This is a genomic window from Streptomyces sp. NPDC093085 (genome assembly GCF_040683935.1).
GTDB lineage: Bacteria > Actinomycetota > Actinomycetes > Streptomycetales > Streptomycetaceae > Streptomyces.
This window is the reverse complement of sequence record NZ_JBFBFB010000004.1, coordinates 560,287-578,560: the sequence shown is the minus strand read 5'-3', so window position 1 is coordinate 578,560 and position 18,274 is coordinate 560,287. Positions and strand designations below refer to the sequence as shown.

At 70.4% G+C, this 18,274-nt stretch carries 16 protein-coding genes and 1 pseudogene; 8 read left to right on the top strand and 9 right to left on the bottom strand.

What is annotated here, in order from left to right:
* Window positions 1–49 precede the first annotated feature (49 nt).
* The 3 genes from AB0O07_RS16260 to AB0O07_RS16250 are packed head-to-tail and all read right to left on the bottom strand — an operon-like array spanning window position 50 to window position 1,478.
* On the bottom strand, window positions 50–304 hold the full coding sequence (locus AB0O07_RS16260) for a hypothetical protein (protein ID WP_365632820.1): 255 nt from the start codon (window positions 302–304) through the stop codon (window positions 50–52).
* On the bottom strand, window positions 301–846 hold the full coding sequence (locus AB0O07_RS16255) for a sigma factor-like helix-turn-helix DNA-binding protein (RefSeq protein WP_365632817.1): 546 nt from the start codon (window positions 844–846) through the stop codon (window positions 301–303). The genes AB0O07_RS16260 and AB0O07_RS16255 overlap by 4 nt, the downstream gene beginning before the upstream one ends.
* Before the next feature lie 32 nt (window positions 847–878).
* On the bottom strand, window positions 879–1,478 hold the full coding sequence (locus AB0O07_RS16250; protein WP_365632814.1) for a MarR family transcriptional regulator: 600 nt from the start codon (window positions 1,476–1,478) through the stop codon (window positions 879–881).
* A gap of 336 nt (window positions 1,479–1,814) precedes the next feature.
* Here AB0O07_RS16250 and ilvA point away from each other — a divergent pair, with 336 nt between their 5' ends.
* Both ilvA and AB0O07_RS16240 read left to right on the top strand, forming a co-directional pair.
* Complete coding sequence (gene ilvA, locus AB0O07_RS16245; protein WP_365633120.1) at window positions 1,815–3,008, top strand: threonine ammonia-lyase; 1,194 nt, start codon at window positions 1,815–1,817, stop codon at window positions 3,006–3,008.
* Window positions 3,009–3,250: 242 nt separating this feature from the next.
* Window positions 3,251–4,837 carry a substrate-binding domain-containing protein gene (locus AB0O07_RS16240; RefSeq protein ID WP_365632811.1) on the top strand — a complete coding sequence of 529 codons (1,587 nt, stop codon included), beginning with the start codon at window positions 3,251–3,253 and terminating at the stop codon, window positions 4,835–4,837.
* A 168-nt stretch (window positions 4,838–5,005) separates the two neighbouring features.
* Here the strand turns inward: AB0O07_RS16240 and greA are convergent, their stop codons facing one another.
* Window positions 5,006–5,503: a transcription elongation factor GreA gene (gene greA / locus AB0O07_RS16235; protein ID WP_365632808.1), complete on the bottom strand. Its 498-nt coding sequence runs from the start codon at window positions 5,501–5,503 to the stop codon at window positions 5,006–5,008.
* 321 nt (window positions 5,504–5,824) lie between these two features.
* Entirely contained in the window at window positions 5,825–6,250 is a 426-nt protein-coding gene (locus tag AB0O07_RS16230; RefSeq protein WP_365632805.1) for a DUF4307 domain-containing protein, read from the bottom strand.
* 109 nt (window positions 6,251–6,359) lie between these two features.
* Here AB0O07_RS16230 and mca point away from each other — a divergent pair, with 109 nt between their 5' ends.
* Together mca and AB0O07_RS16220 are read left to right on the top strand one after the other, a co-directional pair.
* Window positions 6,360–7,241 carry a mycothiol conjugate amidase Mca gene (mca, locus tag AB0O07_RS16225; RefSeq protein WP_365632802.1) on the top strand — a complete coding sequence of 294 codons (882 nt, stop codon included), beginning with the start codon at window positions 6,360–6,362 and terminating at the stop codon, window positions 7,239–7,241.
* Window positions 7,234–7,491 (top strand): hypothetical protein, encoded by a 258-nt coding sequence (locus AB0O07_RS16220; protein ID WP_365632799.1) that lies wholly within the window; start codon window positions 7,234–7,236, stop codon window positions 7,489–7,491. The genes mca and AB0O07_RS16220 overlap by 8 nt, the downstream gene beginning before the upstream one ends.
* A gap of 230 nt (window positions 7,492–7,721) precedes the next feature.
* Here the strand turns inward: AB0O07_RS16220 and AB0O07_RS16215 are convergent, their stop codons facing one another.
* Complete coding sequence (locus AB0O07_RS16215) at window positions 7,722–11,012, bottom strand: tetratricopeptide repeat protein (protein ID WP_365632796.1); 3,291 nt, start codon at window positions 11,010–11,012, stop codon at window positions 7,722–7,724.
* Between the two features lie 185 nt (window positions 11,013–11,197).
* Here AB0O07_RS16215 and AB0O07_RS16210 point away from each other — a divergent pair.
* The 4 genes and pseudogenes from AB0O07_RS16210 to AB0O07_RS16195 all read left to right on the top strand — a co-directional run bounded on the left by AB0O07_RS16210 (window position 11,198) and on the right by AB0O07_RS16195 (window position 15,338).
* Window positions 11,198–11,672, top strand: a pseudogene (locus AB0O07_RS16210) (nitroreductase family deazaflavin-dependent oxidoreductase).
* A gap of 152 nt (window positions 11,673–11,824) precedes the next feature.
* Window positions 11,825–12,283 carry a hypothetical protein gene (locus AB0O07_RS16205; protein ID WP_365632793.1) on the top strand — a complete coding sequence of 153 codons (459 nt, stop codon included), beginning with the start codon at window positions 11,825–11,827 and terminating at the stop codon, window positions 12,281–12,283.
* Between the two features lie 6 nt (window positions 12,284–12,289).
* Window positions 12,290–14,626 (top strand): hypothetical protein, encoded by a 2,337-nt coding sequence (locus tag AB0O07_RS16200; protein WP_365632790.1) that lies wholly within the window; start codon window positions 12,290–12,292, stop codon window positions 14,624–14,626.
* 46 nt (window positions 14,627–14,672) lie between these two features.
* Window positions 14,673–15,338 (top strand): hypothetical protein, encoded by a 666-nt coding sequence (locus tag AB0O07_RS16195; protein WP_365632787.1) that lies wholly within the window; start codon window positions 14,673–14,675, stop codon window positions 15,336–15,338.
* A 30-nt stretch (window positions 15,339–15,368) separates the two neighbouring features.
* Here AB0O07_RS16195 and AB0O07_RS16190 read toward each other — a convergent pair whose 3' ends face one another.
* The 3 genes from AB0O07_RS16190 to AB0O07_RS16180 all read right to left on the bottom strand — a co-directional run bounded on the left by AB0O07_RS16190 (window position 15,369) and on the right by AB0O07_RS16180 (window position 18,173).
* Window positions 15,369–16,925: an ABC transporter substrate-binding protein gene (locus tag AB0O07_RS16190; RefSeq protein WP_365633117.1), complete on the bottom strand. Its 1,557-nt coding sequence runs from the start codon at window positions 16,923–16,925 to the stop codon at window positions 15,369–15,371.
* A 196-nt stretch (window positions 16,926–17,121) separates the two neighbouring features.
* Window positions 17,122–17,334 carry a DUF397 domain-containing protein gene (locus AB0O07_RS16185; protein ID WP_365632784.1) on the bottom strand — a complete coding sequence of 71 codons (213 nt, stop codon included), beginning with the start codon at window positions 17,332–17,334 and terminating at the stop codon, window positions 17,122–17,124.
* The gene (locus tag AB0O07_RS16180) at window positions 17,331–18,173 is read right to left on the bottom strand and encodes a helix-turn-helix transcriptional regulator (protein ID WP_365632781.1); all 843 of its coding nucleotides are present in this window, start codon (window positions 18,171–18,173) and stop codon (window positions 17,331–17,333) included. The genes AB0O07_RS16185 and AB0O07_RS16180 overlap by 4 nt, the downstream gene beginning before the upstream one ends.
* Between the last annotated feature and the right edge of the window lie 101 nt (window positions 18,174–18,274).

The following is an 18,274-nucleotide window of genomic DNA, read 5'->3' as shown; positions in this document are numbered from 1 at the left end:
ACGGGGGAGGGGGCGGGGCGGGGACGGGGGGCGGGCCTCGGCGGCCTCGTCACCAGCCCTCCAGCGGCGGGGTCGTCTTCGCGGGCGGCGGGGACCACGGGTGCGCCTGCCACGCCCATACGGCGAAGACGATCACCCCCGCCGCCACCACCGCCCACACCACCCGGCGCGCCGCCCGGCGGCGGCGTTCCAGCCGGGCGCCGCGCCGGGCCGCCCGCGCGACGAGGCCGGCGGGGACGGCGGGGTACGGCGGCGCGTCGAGCAGCCGCCGTATCTCCGCCTCCTTGCGGCTCGACCCGCTCACCGTCCCGCCTCCCGCGAGCCGGTACCGGAGCGGGGTACGCGGGGCGGGCGCGCCCCCTCGCGCAGGGCGGCCATCGCACGGGCGCAGAGGGCGCGGATCCGGTCCTCGGGGAGGCCGAGCAGGGACGCCGTCTGCTCCTCCGCGAGCCCCTCATGGAGGCGGAGCACGAGGACCAGCCGCTCCTGAGGGGTGAGGGAGCCGAGGGGGCTCCTCGGATACGGGGGTCGGTTCTCCTGGCTCCGAGCGGCCGTACCGCCCGCACCGTCCCGCTCCGTCCAGCGGGCCCGCCACGCCCCGTGGGCGAAGCGCAGGGCCAGGTCACGGCGGGTGTGGTCGTACGGGTCCGCGTCGCGGAGCCGGCCCCACTCCGCGTATGTACGGGCCAACGAGGCGACCAGCAGCCGCTGGGCGCGCGGGGTGGCGCCGGGCGGCTCGGCGGTCAGCAGCGCGGCGGTGCGCAGCAGCCGGCCTGCCGCGCCCGCGGCGAAGGCATCGAACTCCCGGGCACGGCGGAGATCCGAGGCCGACCGCCGCTCTCGCACCACCTCATATCAGGCCGACCGGCCCATCCGGGTCAAGAGGGCGTGCCACGCCCTTCCTCCGCCGCGGGCCCTTCCCCCGCCTCGCCGCCCGGCTCCACGTCTCCCGCCGGCAGCCGGGCCGCCCGCGCCGAGAACGCTCCGTTGAGGCGGGTGAGCAGGGTGGTGAAGGAGTCCCGCTCCTCCTCCGTCCAGTCCGCCGTGACCTGCGCCATCAGCGCCCGCCGCGAGACCCGCACCTCGTCCAGCCTGGCCAGCCCGCGCGCCGAGAGCTGGAGCACCACCGCACGGCCGTCCTCCGGGTGCGAGGTGCGCTTGACGAGGCCGGTGTCGACCAGGGGCGCGACCTGCCGCGTCACGGTCGACGAGTCGATTCCCATCCCCGCCGCCAGCGCTTTGACGCCCATCGGGCCCTCCTGGTCGAGCCGGTTGAGCAGCAGATACGCGGCGCGGTCCATCGAGTTGCGGACCTGGCCGACGCCGCCCATCCGGGTCTGCTCGGCCCGCCGCGCGAAGAGGGCCACCTGATGCTGGAGGGCATCGAGGAGAGCGGAGCCGGAGCCGCCGCCGGACGGCTCGGCGGGCTCCTCCCCGGCGGCCGACGCAGCGGAAGTCATGTCCTGAATGGGGGGCATGGCTGGAGGCTCTTTCATACGGGGCCGGGTGGTGTGGGGGACAAGAGTACGCGGCCGGGGCCCGCACCGTACCTGCCCTGTGGAAACCAGGTGGAGGAGAAGTGCGCGAGGCGTGCGCGGGCGGACAGCGGCCGGACACCCTGCGTGCAACCTGCCAGGTGGTCACGGGCAAGAACCGCGCAACGTCCCCGTCACCCCGTCACCCGGCACCGTTGTCCACAGGCCGCCCGCGCACCCCCCGCCTGCTGCGAGACTTGCCGTATGCACTTCGGTACGTCCCGCCCCTCCCCCTCCTTCCGTCACCCCGGGCACTCCGGGCGCTCCCCGCACCCCCTGATGCTCGACGACATCCGAGGGGCCCAGAAGATGCTCGCCGGTGTCGCCCGGGCCACCGCCCTGGAAGGCAGCCGGCACCTCACCGCGCTCGTCGGCTCCCCGGTCCTCCTCAAATGCGAGAACCTCCAGCGCACCGGCTCCTTCAAACTCCGCGGCGCGTACGTACGGATCGCCGGGCTCTCCCCGGAGGAGCGCGCGGCGGGCGTCGTCGCGGCCAGCGCCGGGAACCACGCGCAGGGCGTCGCGCTCGCCTCCACGCTGCTCGGTGTCCGCTCGACGGTCTTCATGCCGGTCGGGGCGCCGCTGCCCAAGGTGGCGGCCACCCGTGACTACGGCGCTGACGTACGCCTCCACGGCCAGGTCGTGGACGAGACGCTGGCCGCCGCCGAGGAGTACGCGCGCACCACCGGGGCCGTCTTCATCCACCCCTTCGACCACCCCGACATCATCGCGGGGCAGGGCACGGTGGGCCTGGAGATCCTGGAGCAGTGCCCCGAGGTGCGGACCATCGTCGTCGGGGTCGGCGGCGGCGGGCTCGCGGCGGGCATCGCGGTCGCGGTGAAGGCGCTCCGCCCCGATGTCCGGGTGGTCGGCGTCCAGGCCGCGGGGGCCGCCGCGTACCCGCCCTCGCTCCGCGCCGGCCACCCGGTCTCGGTCGACCCGCTCCCGACCATGGCCGACGGCATCAAGGTGGGCCGGCCGGGCGACATCCCCTTCCGTATCGTCCAGGAGCTGGTGGACGAGGTCCGTACGGTCTCCGAGGACGAACTCTCCAGCGCCCTGCTGCTCTGCCTGGAACGGGCGAAGCTGGTGGTCGAACCGGCCGGCGCCGCCCCGGTGGCCGCGCTGCTCGCGGACCCGGGGGCGTTCCGGGGGCCGGTCGTCGCCGTGCTGTCCGGCGGGAATGTGGACCCGGTGCTGATGGAGCGCATCCTGCGGCACGGCATGGCGGCGGCCGGCCGCTATCTGAGCCTGCGGCTGCGCGTCACGGACCGGCCGGGGGCGCTCGCCACCATGCTCGGGGTGCTCTCGGTGGCCGACGCGAACGTCCTGGACGTCAGCCATCTGCGGACGGACCCGAGACTCGGGCTCTCCGAGGCGGATGTGGAGGTCCACCTGGAGACCAAGGGGCCCGAACACTGCGAGGAGGTCGCGGCGGCGCTGCGGGCGGCCGGGTACACGATCCTGGAGTGACCCGGAGGGCGCCGGGGCGGCCGGCGGAACGCGGCGGGCCACCGACGGAAGGCTGCGGGAAAGCGGCGGGAAGGCGGAGGGAAGGCGGAGGGATCCACTCCTCATCCCCCGGGGAAATTCCCGGTGTGCCAAGTGACACATAGGTGAACAAGGCCAGGAGAATCGCGTTTTTCCTGGCACTTCGGCCGTGTCTCTCGTCACCATGGCGTTCCCATCCGCCCGACACGTACGGGGAGTTGGCCGTGAACGGCTTTTCCTGGGAGTCCGCCGTCGCCGTGCTCGGCCTGGCCGTCCCCATCGCCGCGGCTTTCTGGGAGTTCCTGCTCGCCGGACGGAAGCGGCTCGGCTACCGCGTCCAGATGGACACCACCGCCCGGGACGCCGAGGCCTCCCCGTACGCCGGGGTCCTCCAGCAGATGCAGAGCGCCGACCGCGCCCCGCTGCGCGACCCGTCGTTCATCCTGCTCCGCATCGAGAACAGCGGCTGGGCGCCGATCGTGGAGGACGACTACCTGGCCCCGGCCGGCGGCCCCGTGGGGATCCGGATACGGTGCCGGGGGCGCCGCGTCGTCGGCATGGTCGTCACCGAGCTCAGCCGCCGCGAGCTGCGCGGATTCTTCACCCAGCGGGGCGAGAGCCGGGACGCGGGGAACCCGGTGGTGGTGCCGGGGCTCGGGGTCACCGACGGGCTCATCGAACTCCCCAAGGTGAAGCTCAACCGCCGCGACCACTACAAGGTCCTCGCCATCCTGGAGCGCGACGAGACCCACATCGACGAGGCGTTCCCCGACCCGGAGGTCGACGCGAGCATCGTCGGCGGGGTGCGCGGCGGGACGATCAAGCGGACCGAGTACTACCCCTTCGCCTCCCGCCCGGTCCAGGTGCTCCTCGCCGTCCTGGTCCTGGTCGGCGCCGTACAGTCGCTGCTCACCTTCACCCGCGACGACGCCCACGCGGCCCCGCTCGACTGTGCGCAGGGCACGCTCACGCTCTCCGGCTCCACCGCGTTCGCGCCGGTGCTGAAGGAGGCGGCGAAGCAGTACGAGCGGACCTGCCCCGGGGCGCACATCCCCGTCACCGCCGACTCGTTCAAGGGCAGTGTGTCAGGGCTGAACACCCTCGCCGAAGCGGGCGCGAAGGCCGAACTCACCGGCAGCCAGGGCCTCGGCGACCGGCTCGCCTTCAGCGACGGGCCCAAGAGCGACGGTCGCCCGCAACTGCTGCCCCGGCCCATCGCGCTCTCCCTCTTCACCCTCGTGGTGGCCGAGGACGCGGGCGTCCAGGACCTGTCGCTGAAGGAGGTGCGGGCCATCTACGCGGGGGAGATCACCAACTGGAAGCAGGTGAAGGGGAACGATGTCCCGATCCATCTGATCAGCCGCAACCCGGGCTCCGGCACCCGCACCACGCTCGTACACCAGGTCCTGGCGGGAAAGCAGCTCCTGGGCGTCACGGCGAACGACTGCGCGGGCCTGGACGCCGGAAAGCCGGGGCGGTGCGAGGTCGACAGCACGACGACCCTGCTCGACACCGTGGCCGCCACCACCGGCGCGCTGGGCCACAGCGAGGTGGGCGCCGTCACCGCCCGCGACGACGTCCAGCAGGTACGGATCGACGGGTACCCGGCGACCCTGGCGGGCGCGGACGAGGGCGCGTACCCGTACTGGCAGACCGAGTTCGCGTACACCTACGGCGAGCCGCCCGCGGACTCCCTCGCCGCCGGGTTCCTGCGCTATCTGGCCAACGAGGTCGGCAAGGACTTCATCCGTTCCCACGGCGACCGGCCGTGCGCGGAGCTCGCCAAGCCGCTGCTCTGCCGGCCGAGCTGAGCCGAGCCGGACCGCCGGGCCGGCCGCCGGACCGCCGGGCCGCACCGACGGCCGAGGGCCGGTCCGCACCCGTCGGGTGCGGACCGGCCCTCCACGTACTCGCTCGTCCGTACGTACCTGCGCTCGTCCCCGCGTACACGTACCCGCGTAGACGTACCCGCGGCGGGCTCAGCCCTGGTACGGCGTGGCCTCAAGGATCTTCACCCGGGCCTTGTTGCCGTTCGGAAGCTCGTACTCCGCGTCCTCGCCGATCTTCTTGCCGTTCACCCCGCTGCCCAGCGGGGACTGCGGCGAGTAGGTCTCGATCTCGGAGCTGGCGTACTCGCGCGAGGCGAGCAGGAAGTCGAGGGTGTCGTCCGGGTCGCCGTCGAAGGCGATCGTCACGACCATGCCGGGGGCGACCACACCGCTGGCCGTGGGGGCCTCGCCGACCTTCGCGTTCTCCAGAAGCTGGGTGAGCTGGCGTACCCGCAGCTCCTGCTTGCCCTGCTCCTCCTTGGCCGCGTGGTACCCGCCGTTCTCCCGCAGGTCGCCCTCCTCGCGGGCAGCGGCGATCTTGGTGGAGATCTCCGTGCGCGCGGGACCAGACAGGTACTCCAGCTCGGCCTTGAGCTGGTTGTACGCCTCCTGGGTGAGCCAGGTGACGTTGTCGCTGGTCTGGGTCACTGGTGCTCCTCGTAGGTGCTGGGGATACAAATCAACGCCCTACCCAGAAGCATGTGCCGTCTCGGGTGGGCGAAACCACGAGCCTAACAATTTCGTGGCGCAAGGGGGAGGACAATTAGCGGCGGACCTGCGTCGGCGCAGGTCAGCGGCGTGAGGCCACGGAGCCGAGCGGTGCGCTCCCGCGCGAGCCGTCACACACCGTGACTCCCGCGGGGCTCTTCCGGGCTCCTGCCGGCTCTCACGGGGTCGTGGCTCGTGCGGGCTCTCACGGGCTCGTGCGGGCTCCTGCGGCTTCCCGCGAGGGCCGGGCCCCGGCCCGCCTCAGTCGGTCGTGCACCCCACCAGTTCCGTACTGGTCGCACTCGCCGTCGTACGGATGGTGACGATCTCGTCGATCCGCGTCTCGCCCGGCCCGAAGCGCACATCCTTGCGCCCCACCTCGGCCGCGCTCTCCGACAGCGAACGCAGCGTGCAGCTCCCGCTCGCTTCCCGGTCCTTGCGGACCTCCAGATGCGCCTGGACCTCGCTGTCGGAAATCCGCTTGAACTTGATGAGCTCGCCGGAGACACTCCGGTCGACGACATAGTGGTAGCCGTACCAGCCCAGCAGTACCAGCAGCAGCCCGCCCAGCACCGCGCCGAGCCGGAGCAGCCGCCGGTCCGCGAGCTCGTCCGAGGAGCGGCCGTACCGCCCGGCAGGAGCCTTCCCGGAAGCTTCCCCGGAAGCCTCCTCGCGTACCGCCGCCATTGATCGTTCCTCTCGGACAGGGAGAGCACCGGGCCGGCCGGAATTTCCGTCCCCCGATATCCGTCACTATAGAAGCCGACCCAAGCGCCACATCACTGAGGATCGAGTCTTGACTGAGCAGCTACGACTCATGGCCGTTCACGCCCACCCCGACGACGAGTCGAGCAAGGGCGCGGCCACGATGGCCAAGTACGTGTCCGAGGGGGTGGACGTGCTGGTCGTGACCTGCACGGGCGGGGAGCGCGGCTCCATCCTCAACCCCAAGCTCCAGGGTGACGCCTACATCGAGGCGAACATCCACGAGGTGCGCAAGAAGGAGATGGACGAGGCCCGGGAGATCCTCGGCGTCCAGCAGGAGTGGCTGGGCTTCGTCGACTCCGGGCTCCCCGAGGGCGACCCGCTGCCGCCGCTCCCCGAGGGGTGCTTCGCGCTGGAGGACCCGGAGGCCGCCGCCGGGCGGCTGGTCCGGTCGATCCGCGCGTTCCGGCCGCAGGTGATCACCACGTACGACGAGAACGGGGGGTATCCGCACCCCGATCACATCATGACCCACACCATCTCCATGATCGCGTTCGAGGGCGCGGCCGACAAGGAGAAGTTCCCCGAGGAGGACTTCGGCCCGGTCTGGCAGCCCTCGAAGCTCTACTACAACCAGGGCTTCAACCGGCCGCGTACGGTCGCGCTGCACGAGGCGCTGCTCGCCCGGGGCCTGGAGTCCCCGTACGGCGAGTGGCTGGAGCGGTGGAAGGAGATGGAGCGGGCGGAGCGGACGCTCACCACGTACATCCCGTGCGCCGACTTCTTCGAGATCCGGGACAAGGCGCTGATCGCGCACGCCACCCAGATCGACCCGGAGGGCGGCTGGTTCCGGATCCCGATGGAGATCCAGCGGGAGGTCTGGCCGACGGAGGAGTACGAGCTGGCGAAGTCGCTCGTGGACACCTCCCTCCCCGAGAGCGACCTCTTCGCGGGCATCCGCGACAATGCCTGACATGGATGCGACCCACGCAACGCAGGCAATGACGCAGCTCGTCCCCCTCGCGCAGGAGCTGGACCAGAACAAGGTGACGCCGGGCGTCCTCGGGTTCATCGTCTTCGCGGTGATGGCGGCCGGCGTGTGGCTGCTGATGAAGTCGATGACCCGGCACATGGGCCGGGTCGACTTCGAGGAGGCCCCGGAGGAGGCGTCGGCCAAGCCCCGGCCCGGCTCCTCGGCCTCCTCGGCCGCCCTGAAGGCCTAGGACCTGGCGTCGGCGGGCCGCCGGTCCTCCGTACGTACCCGCGCGCCCTGCGCCCTGCGCCCTGCGCGGCTGTACGTGCTGTACGTACGGTACGGCCCGGCGGGTGCCCGTACGGTACGGCCCGGCGTGACGCGTGCGCTCGTACCGTACGGCGTGACCCGTGCGCCCGTACCGTCCGTACGGTACGGCCCGGCCGTGTGCCCTGAGCCACAGCCGGGCCGTGGCGGTGCCTACGCCGCCGCCCCCTCCACCGGTACGCCCATCACCTCGCGCGCGTGCCGGTTCGGGACCATGCCGAGGTCCCAGGCCTGCCATCCGTCCTCCAGCCGCACGCCCCGGCCCAGCATCACCGAGAACGCCGTCAGCGAGTCCCGCAGCTTGCCGTCGCGCGCCGGGTGGTCGCGCTCCGCCGAGGCCAGCTCGGACACCTCCTGCTCGGCCACGACCGAGCCCACCTCCGTACCGCCCGCCGAGCCGTACGGCAGCAGCGTGCAGCGCAGGAAGCGCGCCCAGTCGGCGCCGCGCCGGTCGTCGTACGAGGTGAAGAGCGCCACCGCCTCGTCGCAGAGCGTCAGCGCCTGGGCCGCGCGATTGTTGCCCGCGTCGATGATCGCCAGCTCCAGGCAGGTCCACGCCTCGCCGTGCGCCACCCCGATCCGGCGGAAGTCCGCGCGGGCGTCGACCAGGAGCTGCCGGGCGAAGCCGGAGTTGCGCAGGTTGCCGGTCTGCGCGGCGCGCTGGTCGCGGGTGACCCGGCCCGAGTGGTGGCGGGCGCAGGCGAGACCGTACACGTCCCGCATCCGCGAGAACATCGTGCGGGCCCGCTCCAGCTCCCGTACCGCCTGGTCGCGGTCGCCGCCCTCCTCCAGCGCCTGGCCCAGGTAGTACAGGGTCCACGCCTCGCCGCGCGAGTCCTCGTTGTCCCGGTGGCCGGCGAGCGCTTCGCGCAACTGCTCGGCCGCCTGCGCCGGTTCACCCGCCACCAGCCGCGTCCGCGCCAACTGCGTCGTCGCCCACGCCACCCCCCGGCCGTCCCGGGTCTGCTCGTACAGGCCCAGCGCCGCCCGCAGTTCGGAATCCGCGCGCACCACATCGCCCATCCGCAGCAGCAGTTGGCCGAGCTGGTAGTGGCCCCAGGCCTCGCCGTGGATCGACTCGTTCTCGCGGTGCAGCGTCAGCGCCCGGGTGAGCATCCCGTACGCCTCGGCCGCATGGCCCCGGTCCCGCTCCACCGCCGCCAGCGCGTGCAGCGTCCAGCCCCGGTCGCCCGCGAGCGACGGGGTCTCCTGGAGCGCCAGCGCCTCGCGCAGCTTCGCCGCCGCCTCGCTCAGATTGCCCTGGTGGTGCAGGGTGATGCCGAGCGAGCAGAGCGCGCGGGCCGCGCCCGCCTCGTGCTGCGCCTCCTGGTAGAGGCCCACCACGGAGGTGAGGGTGGTACGGGACTTGTCCAGCTCGCCGAGGTTCCGCGCCGCGATGCCGGTACGCCACTGGACGGAGCGGAGCAGCAGCCCCTGGTCCACCGCCTGCGTCAACTCGTTGATCTCGCCCAGCCGGTAGAGGTCGCCGCGGAGCAGGCAGTAGTCGCAGAGCGCGCCCAGCAGGTCGAGCACCGCCTGCTGGTCCACGCCCTCCGCGTGGCGCAGCGTGGCCGTGATGGCGCTCGACTCGTCGTCCAGCCAGCGCAGCGCCGCGTCGAGCGAGGTGAAACCGTGTGCGCCGGCCGCCGTCCTGAAGAGGTCGGCGCGGGTCGAGGTCTTCCCGTCGACCAGCCGGATCACCGAGTCGGCCAGCTCGCCGTAGTTCCGGATCAGCCGCTCCTGCGCGGCCGTACGCTCCTCCGCCGGCTCCTCCTCGCGGAGCCGCGCGTGCACGAAGACCCGTACGACGGCGTGGAGCCGGTAGCGGCTGCCGCGTACGTGCTCGACCAGCCCGGCGTCGGCGAGCGCCGCCAGCAGCCGCCCCGCCGTCCGCTCGTCCGTGTCGAGGAGCGCCGCCGCCGCGCCCGCGCCGAGCGAGGCGCGCCCGGCCAGCGCGAGCCGCCGCAGCAGCCGGCGGGCCTGGTCGCTCTGGTCGGTGTAGCGCAGCCACAGGGCGCGCTCGACGGGCTCCACCGGGCCGTACGCGTCGAGATCCGCGGCCAGTTGGTGCGCGGAGCGCCCGCCGCCGAGCGAGGAGCCCGCGACCCGGAGGGCGAGCGGCAGGCCGCCGCACAACTCCCGTACCCGGTCGGCCGACTGGGCGTCGTACGGCCCGCTCGACGCCGCCCCGTTCGCTCCTCCGGAGAGGGCTCCGTCCGCCTCTCCGGATCCCCCGTTCCCTCCCGCCGCGCGCAGCAGCTCCTCCGCGCCCGCGCCGTCCAGCGCCTCCACCGGCAACTGGTGTACCCAGGCGGGGACTTCGGCGGGCAGCTCGACCGGGGCGAGGGTGGTGACCAGGACGAGGCTGTCGGAGCGCTCGGGCACCAGGGTGCGGATCTGCTCGGGGTCGGAGGCGTCGTCGAGGACCACCGTCACCGGGAGCCCGGTCAGCTGCTGGTGATACAACTCGCTGAGCCGACGCACCTGTTGCTCCGGCGACGAACCCTCCCGGAAGAGCAACTGCTCACGCGGGGCGCCCAGCCGGTTCAGCAGGTGCAGCAGCGCGTCCCGGGTCGAAAGGGGCGACTCCAGCGTGGAGTTGCCGCGCAGGTCGACCACGCAGGCGCCCCGGAACTGGTCCCTGAGCTGGTGCGCGGCGCGTACCGCCAGTTCGGTGCGGCCGGATCCGGGCGCACCGTGCAGCACGACGACGGTCGGCCTGGTCTCGGTCGAGGCGCGGGCCGCGTGCACCCACTGGGCGATCTGGGCGAGTTCGGACCGCCGCCCCGCGAACACCCCCTCGGGCTCGGGCAGATGGCCGAACGACTGCTCAAGGACGGTACGCCGACGGGCCGCCGCGCTCCGGTCCCCACCGCGCAACTGCGGTACGGCGGAGGCCTTTTTGCCGGTACGGCGGGAAGCGGAGGTCAGCACCCGCTGCTGGTCCAGGAACGGGCGGATGCCCCGTACCTCCAGCGCCGTCAGCCACTGGAGCCGCAACTGCTCGGTCCCGCCCGGCTGGCCGGCCGCCCCGGCCCTGCGGTGCGCGGCCGGCCAGTGCCCCGCCGTCACCTTGGCGACGGTGGTGGCCGCCCCGGCGACGGCGACGACGGCACCCGCCCCGAAGGCCACCCCGGTGGCCGCGCCCAGCGCCACATCGGCCCCGATCGCGGCAACGGCGGCGACGGAGGTGACCAGGGCGGGCGTCCCGATGTTCCGCCGGCTGAACCGCTCCGACAACGGCACCACCTGCGCCTGCGCCGCGTCCAGGGCCTGGGTGTAGGTGGCGTACTCCTCGGCAGCCCCGGCCGCCATCGTGTCCAGCGCCCCGCGTCCGCGCGCCAGCAGTGCGTTCGCATCGGTCCGCCCGCCGGACCGCCGTACCTCTTCCTCCACGGCGCGCACCAACAGCCTCTCGGCCTCGGCCCGGTGGCTCTCCCGCATGTGTTGTCCCCCTCCGAGAACATGACTGAGAGGCACATTGTCCTGCGTACGGGCCATGTTGGCGAGTAGGGCCTGTCGTTCCCCTGTACGACGCCCCGGGGCAGGAATGATTCCCTCCGCCCTCCGCGTTTCCCGGAGGAGCACGTCCCGCGACGACACCGCGACCACACAGGGAGATGTCCGGCATGCCCCTCGAAGGTGAGTACGAGCCCAGCACACGGAAGCTGGTGCGCGACCAGGTGGAACTCTACGAAAGCTCGGGCGGCACCCGGGGCACCACCCTGGAACCCCTGCTGGGCCCGTCCCATGAGGGCCGGGACCTGCCCGTGATCATCCTGACCACCCTGGGCGCGAAGAGCGGCCGGATCCGCAAGACCCCGCTGATGCGTGTGGAGCACGACGGAACGTACGCGGTGATCGCCTCCATGGGCGGCGCCCCCCAGCACCCCGTCTGGTACTACAACCTGCTCGCGGACCCGCGTGGAACTCCAGGACGGCCCGGTCCGCCAGGACATGGTGGCCCGCGAGGTGACCGGCGAGGAGAAGGCCGCGTGGTGGGCCCGCGCGGTGGAGGCGTACCCGCCGTACGCGGAGTACCAGCGCAAGACGGCCCGGGAGATCCCCCTCTTCGTCCTGACCCCGTCCCCCGACCACCACTGACCAGACCACTCCAGCCCCATCCAGCCCCACCTCACCTGCCGGCCCTGGGACCTCTGGCCCCGGGGCCGCTTGTCACCCCTGGGGATGTGATCGCATACGGTGTGTGTTCGACCGGGCCGAACATATGACGGGCACCAGGGCAGGGGAGGACCATGACCTTCGACGAGGAGTGGGCGCGGCTCCGCGAACGGGCGGCCGACCGGTCATCCACCCGTCTCAACACGGCGTCGGCGCCGGGCAGCGGTGGCGGTGGCGGTGCGGGCGGCGGCACCGTCGGCGCGGCGGACAGCGACCTCAGTGTGAACCGCGACGACCTGGGCGCGATCGGCCACGACGCCTATGAGGTCCGCACCCGGCTGAGCCGTGACGGTGACCACGCCCGCCCGGCGACCTTCGACGCGGCGATCGCCCTCACCAACGAGAGCTTTGTGAGCGGGGCCGCGCTCCTGAAGGTCCACGACCGGTGGAACACCCAATTGCGCACCCTGCTCGACGCCTGCGCCCAGATCTCGAACCACCTCAACTACACCGAGGCCGCGCATGCGAAGGACGACGCCCAGATCGCCGGTGACCTGATCTCGGTCTCCAGGCTCAACCAGTATCTGAAGTGAGTGCCCATGTCCGACGTGACGTTCGAGAACATCGTCGCCCTGCCGCTGGGCAAGCTGAAGACCGCCGTCGACGACTGGTCGGACATGGCCGCCAAGCTCGACAGGCTCGCGGAGGACGCCCGCGACGGCATGAAGACGAAGGCGGACAAGGCCGACTGGGAGGGCGTCAACGCGGGCGTCACCAAGGCGTTCATCGGCAAGACCGCGAAGGAGTTCGGCGACGCGGCCAAAGAGGCCAAGGGGGTCAAGGCCGTTCTGGAGGACGCGTACACGGTCTTCAAGAAGGCCCAGGACGAGCTGATCACCATCAGGGACGACGACGGTCCCGAGGCCAACATCCATGTCGACGCGCGAGGTAAGGCGACGGCGCGCCACTCCGTGCAGGAGGACGTCAGCGCCCGCACCGACGGCCACTACAAGGAGCTGCTGAGCAAGGAGAAGGCCGCCGTGGCGGAGTGGCAGGCGCGGATCGACGAGCTCGTCGACCGGTGCGTGGTCGTGGACGAGTCGCTGCGGAGGGCGCTCCGGGCGAACGTCTCCGACGACCACAACTTCACCGCTCCGAAGTACGGCAGCCTGGAACAGGAAACGGCGGCCCGGGCCGCCGCGCTCGCGGCCAGGGGCGCCGACCTGACGCACGAGCAGCTGCGGGAACAGAACGACATCCTGCGGAGCTACGGAAACTCGACCGAATTCGCCACCGCGTTCTACCGGAACCTCGGTCCCAAGGAGTCCCTGGAGTTCTTCGGGCAGCTCTCGACCGACACGTACGGCGACTACGGAAAGCTCGACAAGCAGCGCCTGAAGGACGTCCAGGAACTCCAGCGGAACCTGGGCCTCACCCTGGCCTCCGCCTCCCAGGACAAGGCATTCACCTCCGAATGGGCCCCGGAACTCCGCAAACTCGGCACCCAGCAGATCCCCCTCTCCCCGTACGGCGCCCCGCCCTACGGCTACCAGTTGCTGGGCGGGATCATGCGCTACGGGAACTATGCCCCCACGTTCCTCAACCCGATAGCCGAGCACGTGGCCCAGCTCCACCAGAAGAAACCGGACTTCTTCGCCGGCTCGAAGCCGATGAGCGGCGCCTTCGAGAACCAGTACAACCCGTCCGGGAAGAACGGTTCGGGATACGACCCCATGGTGTCGATGCTGGAGGCGCTGGGGCACAGCCCGGAGGCGTCGAAACTGTTCTTCACGTCGGATCCGACGGCGTACAACGAGGACGGGAGCGTCGGAGACGGCGAGGCCGATCTGGGGACGACGAAGAGCGGCGACCCCATTGGCAATTACCTCGACTTCTTCGGCACCAAGGAGTACACCTCCTTCGCGGACACGGAAACCCCGGATCCGGAGCACGTGGAGAAGGCCTCACGTTTCCTGCCGGAAGCCTTGGGCCACGCGCTGGAGTCCGCGACGCTCGGCTATCCGTGGGACGAGCCGAGTGCGAACGGTGTCCGGGACGGAAAGACCGCCGAGATCATGGAGTCGGTTGTCCAGAAGTATGGCGGCGACCCTGACCTCCTGAAGCACCAGGAAGCGTTGTCGGGCAGCCTCGGACGCATGGGTGCCGGATATATCGACGACATCGACAGGGCTGTCAGCAATAGAGGGTACGGAGTTTTCGTTCCAGGCGAGGACAGGTATCGGCATGCGGTGTTCGGACAGCGGGAGACGTTCGGCTTCCTGAGCGCCCTGGGACAGCATCCTGACGCTTACGCGATGATCACCACGGCGCAGCGAGTGCACACCACCAGCGTGCTGGAAGCCCAAGTGGGGCCGAACGGGGCGATCAACGAGGGGTTTGCCCGCGAGGCGCTGTCGACCGGTGCCGCGGTCCAGGGGCAGCTCGACGAGTCGCGGGCCGGGCAGGTCGTGGCCGAGGGCCTGGCGAAGCACAGCGAGTACAAGGACGCGCAGGACAAGCAGTCCGCGTGGATCTCGTTCGGAACCAGCGCGGCCATCGGCGGCGCGGTTGCCGGAGCGGTCGCGGTCCTTCCGCCGGTCGCGGCCGTCGGTGCCGCCGCCGTACTGATTCCGCTCGCCACCGACACGGCGACCGGCGCGGTGCAGCAAGTGGCGTCACAATACATCGGCGACGCGGCGGGCGACTCCTTGGATACGGAAAAGAAGAAGATCGAAGAGATGACGGACGAGGAGAAGAGAGCGATATTCCAGGCGGGTGAATCATCTTCCGAGGCGCCCTTGAGGCAATTCATCAGCCATCGGGGCAACGGAGCCACGGATAAGTTCGTGCAGGATATGTGGGAATCTGTACGGTCGGGTTACAGTTCTGGTTCCGTCAAAGAGAACCAGCAAGGTTATCGGCCGCAGACGGAATGAGGGAGGAAGGGGCTCGGTGGTGAGGGTCAGGGCGGCGGTTGCGCCCATGAGTACTGCGCTGGTGCTTGTCCTGGGGGCTACTGTGTCGGCGGACGCCAGGGACGGTGATGGTCCGTATCCCGCGGTGAAGGTGTGCGATGAGATTTTCTCCGGGGGAAGTGCAAGGGCGATCGATTCGTTGTCCGCTGCGAAGGCTTACCGTTCGTATGGTTCGGGAGGGCTGGACCGGGTCGCCGGTGAACTTAAATACAACTATTCGGAATTTGACGGTTCGGTCTCGCGGCTCTGTGGTTTTTCGGGGGTCGGCAGATTCGACGTCGGCATCACGGTGGATTTCAGTCTCTATGGTAATGCGAAAGAGGTGAGACGGGACAAATCTCTGGGTTACTTCTCTCCCTGGCGGGACAGGGATGTCTATGGCATGGGAATGTATGCCGACGCCGGTGCCCGCAACGCTTCCCTCAAGTTCGAGTGCCTGACTCCCCAAGTCGACTCTTCCGGGATCATTCCGTTCCCCGTTCAGGGGGCCCTTGAGCAGCGGCGAAATCTTCCTGAGGAGGACGATCGAACGCTGCGTGACGCCAACATGACCATCCTGCACGCGGCCGCCCTCGCCATGGCGAAGAAGCTGGGGTGCGAGAACAACGGTGGCATTCCGGCGAAAGTGGATCTCCGCGTCCTGAAGCCCGCTGATCCCGCCGCGAGGTACTGAAAGCCGCGCCAGGATGGTCCGGTGTCCCCGTCAGCCGTCCGTGGCCGGGGTGAAGCCTCGGAGGTGGGGGACGGGGGTGCCGGTGTAGGGGGTGGCGGTGGCGGTGTTGTCGGTGGCGTAGAAGTTCGTCGGCAGGACCCAGGGGCAGAACCACGCCTGCTCGACCACGAACGCGTTGACCGCCTGCGCGTTGAGCCGCTCCGCGGAGCCGTCGAGCAACTGGGCCTTGTCGAGGAGGGGCTGGAGCCGTTCGTCGGTGAACTTGTTGAGGTTCCAGGGCGCGTTCGGGGTCAGGGACTGCGCGATGTCCCAGAGCGCGGCGCGGGACTCCAGCGTGTGGAAGAAGATCGGGTACTTGCCGCTGAGCAGGGCCGAAATGGTCTGGGCCGGAGGGATGTTGACCTGGCGGGCGGTGATGTTCAGCAGGGCGAGCTGCCGGACGATCAGCGGGTTCGCGTCCTCCTGGCCGCTGACCAACGGCAGGTCGAAGGTGAACCCGTCGGCGTAACCCGCCTCCTTCATCAGGGACTTGGCCTTCGTCACGTCGTACGGGTAGAAGTCCAGCATGTCGGGGAGGTAGGCCACGCTCCTGCTGTTGAAGATCTGGTTGGTCACCGTCCCGTGGCCCTGGAAGAGCGACTTCAGGATCGCCGGCCGGTCGAAGACCATGTTGATCGCCCGGCGGACCCGGACGTCCTTCAGCGCGGGGACGACCTCGCCGCCCTGGTCGCTGAGGAAGAGCCCGGCCCACCCCACCGAGTTCCGCAGCACCGTCAGACCGGAGTTCTGCGCGTCGGTCCTCGTCCGCGCCGAGATCTGCGCGGCGTTGATCTGCCCCGACTTCAGCGCGTCGAGCCGCGTCATGGTGCCGGCCATCTGACGGACGATCACCTTGTCGTACGGGTACGCGGCCTTGTTCCAGTACCCCGGGTTCCGTACGAACGTGTACAGGGACCCGGCGCTCGTCCCGGCCGCGTCCAGCTTGTACGGGCCCGAACCGACCGGACTGGTCTCGCGCTCCCCGGAGTTGTGCGAGGCGGGGCTCGACAGGATGCCGGGCGCGAGACAGAGGAACATCGGCAGCAGGCCGTTGGGCTGTGGTGTCGTGAGCACGACGGTGGTGCTGTCCTTGACGGTGACCGTCACCCCGGCCAGCCGGCCCGCCTCCGGGCCCGCGCCCGACTTGAAGTACTCCAGCGACTGCTTGACGGCCTGCGCGTCGACCGCGACACCGTCGATGAACTTCATGCCCCGACGGAGGGTGAGCGTCAGCTCCGTCTTCTCCTTGTTGAAGGTGAAACTCCGGGCCGCGTTGGGGCCCACCGTCCCGTCCGGCTCGTACCGCAGCAGCGTGTCGAAGCACGCCTGCCACACCTGGACGATGGCGGAACCGCTCTGCTGCTTCGCCGGGTCGAGCGAATATATCTCCTGGTCGACCGCGAGATTCAGGGTGCGCGAGCCCTTTCCCGAGCTGCCCGTGCCGCCCGCGTCGGTGTCGGTGCCGCCGACACAGGCGGAGGTGGCGCCCATGAGCGCGGCTCCGAAGCCGGATCCGAGCAGGCTCCTGTTGAAGGCGCGCCTGTTCATGTTCACCACGGGATGCTCCTTGGGGTGGGGGGAGATGGTGGGGGAGAGGGTGGAGGAGAGGGGTGGAGGAGAGGGGTGGGGGAGACGGTGGGGCCTTGGGGCCTGTGGGGTTGGTGGGGCGGGAGAAGCAGGGAGGCAGAGCAGCACGGTAGACGAGGGAGCGCCTCTGTGGGGAACGGTGGTCCCGGGTTCGCCGCTATGCGCCGGAGGAGGTGTGGGCGTAGGCGACGAGCGTGGCCCAACTGGCGGGAGAGAAACCGAGGGTGGGCCCGTGGGGCATCTTGCTGTCGCGGACAGGGACGATGCCGTGGGTGCGGGCGTAGGTGGGGGACCACTCGACACAGTTCCCGCCCTCATTGTTGGAGTGGGCGGATGTGACCCAGGTGGCGGGGGCGGGATTGAGACTCACAGTGCCTCCAACTTCTTTCTGATGAGGGCAGCGCTCTCACGCGTCGAGAAGGCTTCGCTCATCAGATCATCGTAGGCGGCCATGGCTGCTCGAACGTGTTCAGGATCCTCGATGATGCTTGCCGTGCGAAATGCCTCCACCGATACGACAGTCAGATGGTGTGGCGTGGTCAGCAGAGTGATCGGCCCGTCCATCAAAGGGTGTGGTTCGGCATTGAGGGGCAGCACCTGTACGCGCGTGGTCGGCAGGGCGCTGCGGCTCAGGAGAACGGCGAGCTGCTCCCGCATCGTGTGGGCGTGACCGATGCTGCGGTCGAGCGCGGATTCGCAGAGAATCAGGGAGACTTTCGGCGGAGCTTCTTTCCGGAACAGCTCCTGCCGGATGAGCCGGGCCCGCACCAGATCGGCGACCTCGGCGTCGGAGGCCCGCCGGTTGGCGAACCGGAACAGGGCCCGGGCGTACGCGGGGGATTCGAAGAGCCCGGGGATGAGGGTCGGTGACCATTCGCGGATGGCGATGGCCTCGCGCTCCATGGCCATGCGGCGGCGGAACAATGCGGGGTAGGACTGCGAAACGACTTCTTCGTACAAACGCTTGAACAATCCGTCCGTTTCAAAAATCTGATCGAAAAGTGCGGGCAGATGACTTCCGATCGGTGGTACCCCGCGTTCGATCCGGCTGATCGTCGATTTCGACGTACGGGCCATTCGCGCGAGTTCCGACTGCGTCAGCTTGCCCGCCGCCCGCGTCTCCCGCGCGTTGCGCAGTGCCTCGCCGAAGATCTCCCTCGGGGTGAGGCCCTTGCTGTAGTCGTCGCCGCGGTCGTTGTTTTCCGTCATGTTCGGCCCCTTTGACCAGAGTTCTGGGAATGGGTGCCGCCGGCGAGAGCTGTGCAGGCCGGTCCGTGTGAACAGGGGCCGGCGCGACCAAAATGCAGGTT

What these genes read in the sequence shown, in the direction of transcription:
- AB0O07_RS16195 (WP_365632787.1), top strand. Translation starts at nt 14,673, where the DNA reads ATGAGTACTGCGCTGGTGCTTGTCCTGGGGGCTACTGTGTCGGCGGAC.
- AB0O07_RS16230 (WP_365632805.1), bottom strand. Translation starts at nt 6,250, where the DNA reads ATGGCGGCGGTACGCGAGGAGGCTTCCGGGGAAGCTTCCGGGAAGGCT.
- AB0O07_RS16215 (WP_365632796.1), bottom strand. Translation starts at nt 11,012, where the DNA reads ATGCGGGAGAGCCACCGGGCCGAGGCCGAGAGGCTGTTGGTGCGCGCC.
- AB0O07_RS16205 (WP_365632793.1), top strand. Translation starts at nt 11,825, where the DNA reads ATGACCTTCGACGAGGAGTGGGCGCGGCTCCGCGAACGGGCGGCCGAC.
- AB0O07_RS16180 (WP_365632781.1), bottom strand. Translation starts at nt 18,173, where the DNA reads ATGACGGAAAACAACGACCGCGGCGACGACTACAGCAAGGGCCTCACC.
- AB0O07_RS16190 (WP_365633117.1), bottom strand. Translation starts at nt 16,925, where the DNA reads ATGAACAGGCGCGCCTTCAACAGGAGCCTGCTCGGATCCGGCTTCGGA.
- AB0O07_RS16250 (WP_365632814.1), bottom strand. Translation starts at nt 1,478, where the DNA reads ATGCCCCCCATTCAGGACATGACTTCCGCTGCGTCGGCCGCCGGGGAG.
- ilvA (WP_365633120.1), top strand. Translation starts at nt 1,815, where the DNA reads ATGCTCGACGACATCCGAGGGGCCCAGAAGATGCTCGCCGGTGTCGCC.
- AB0O07_RS16220 (WP_365632799.1), top strand. Translation starts at nt 7,234, where the DNA reads ATGCCTGACATGGATGCGACCCACGCAACGCAGGCAATGACGCAGCTC.
- AB0O07_RS16200 (WP_365632790.1), top strand. Translation starts at nt 12,290, where the DNA reads ATGTCCGACGTGACGTTCGAGAACATCGTCGCCCTGCCGCTGGGCAAG.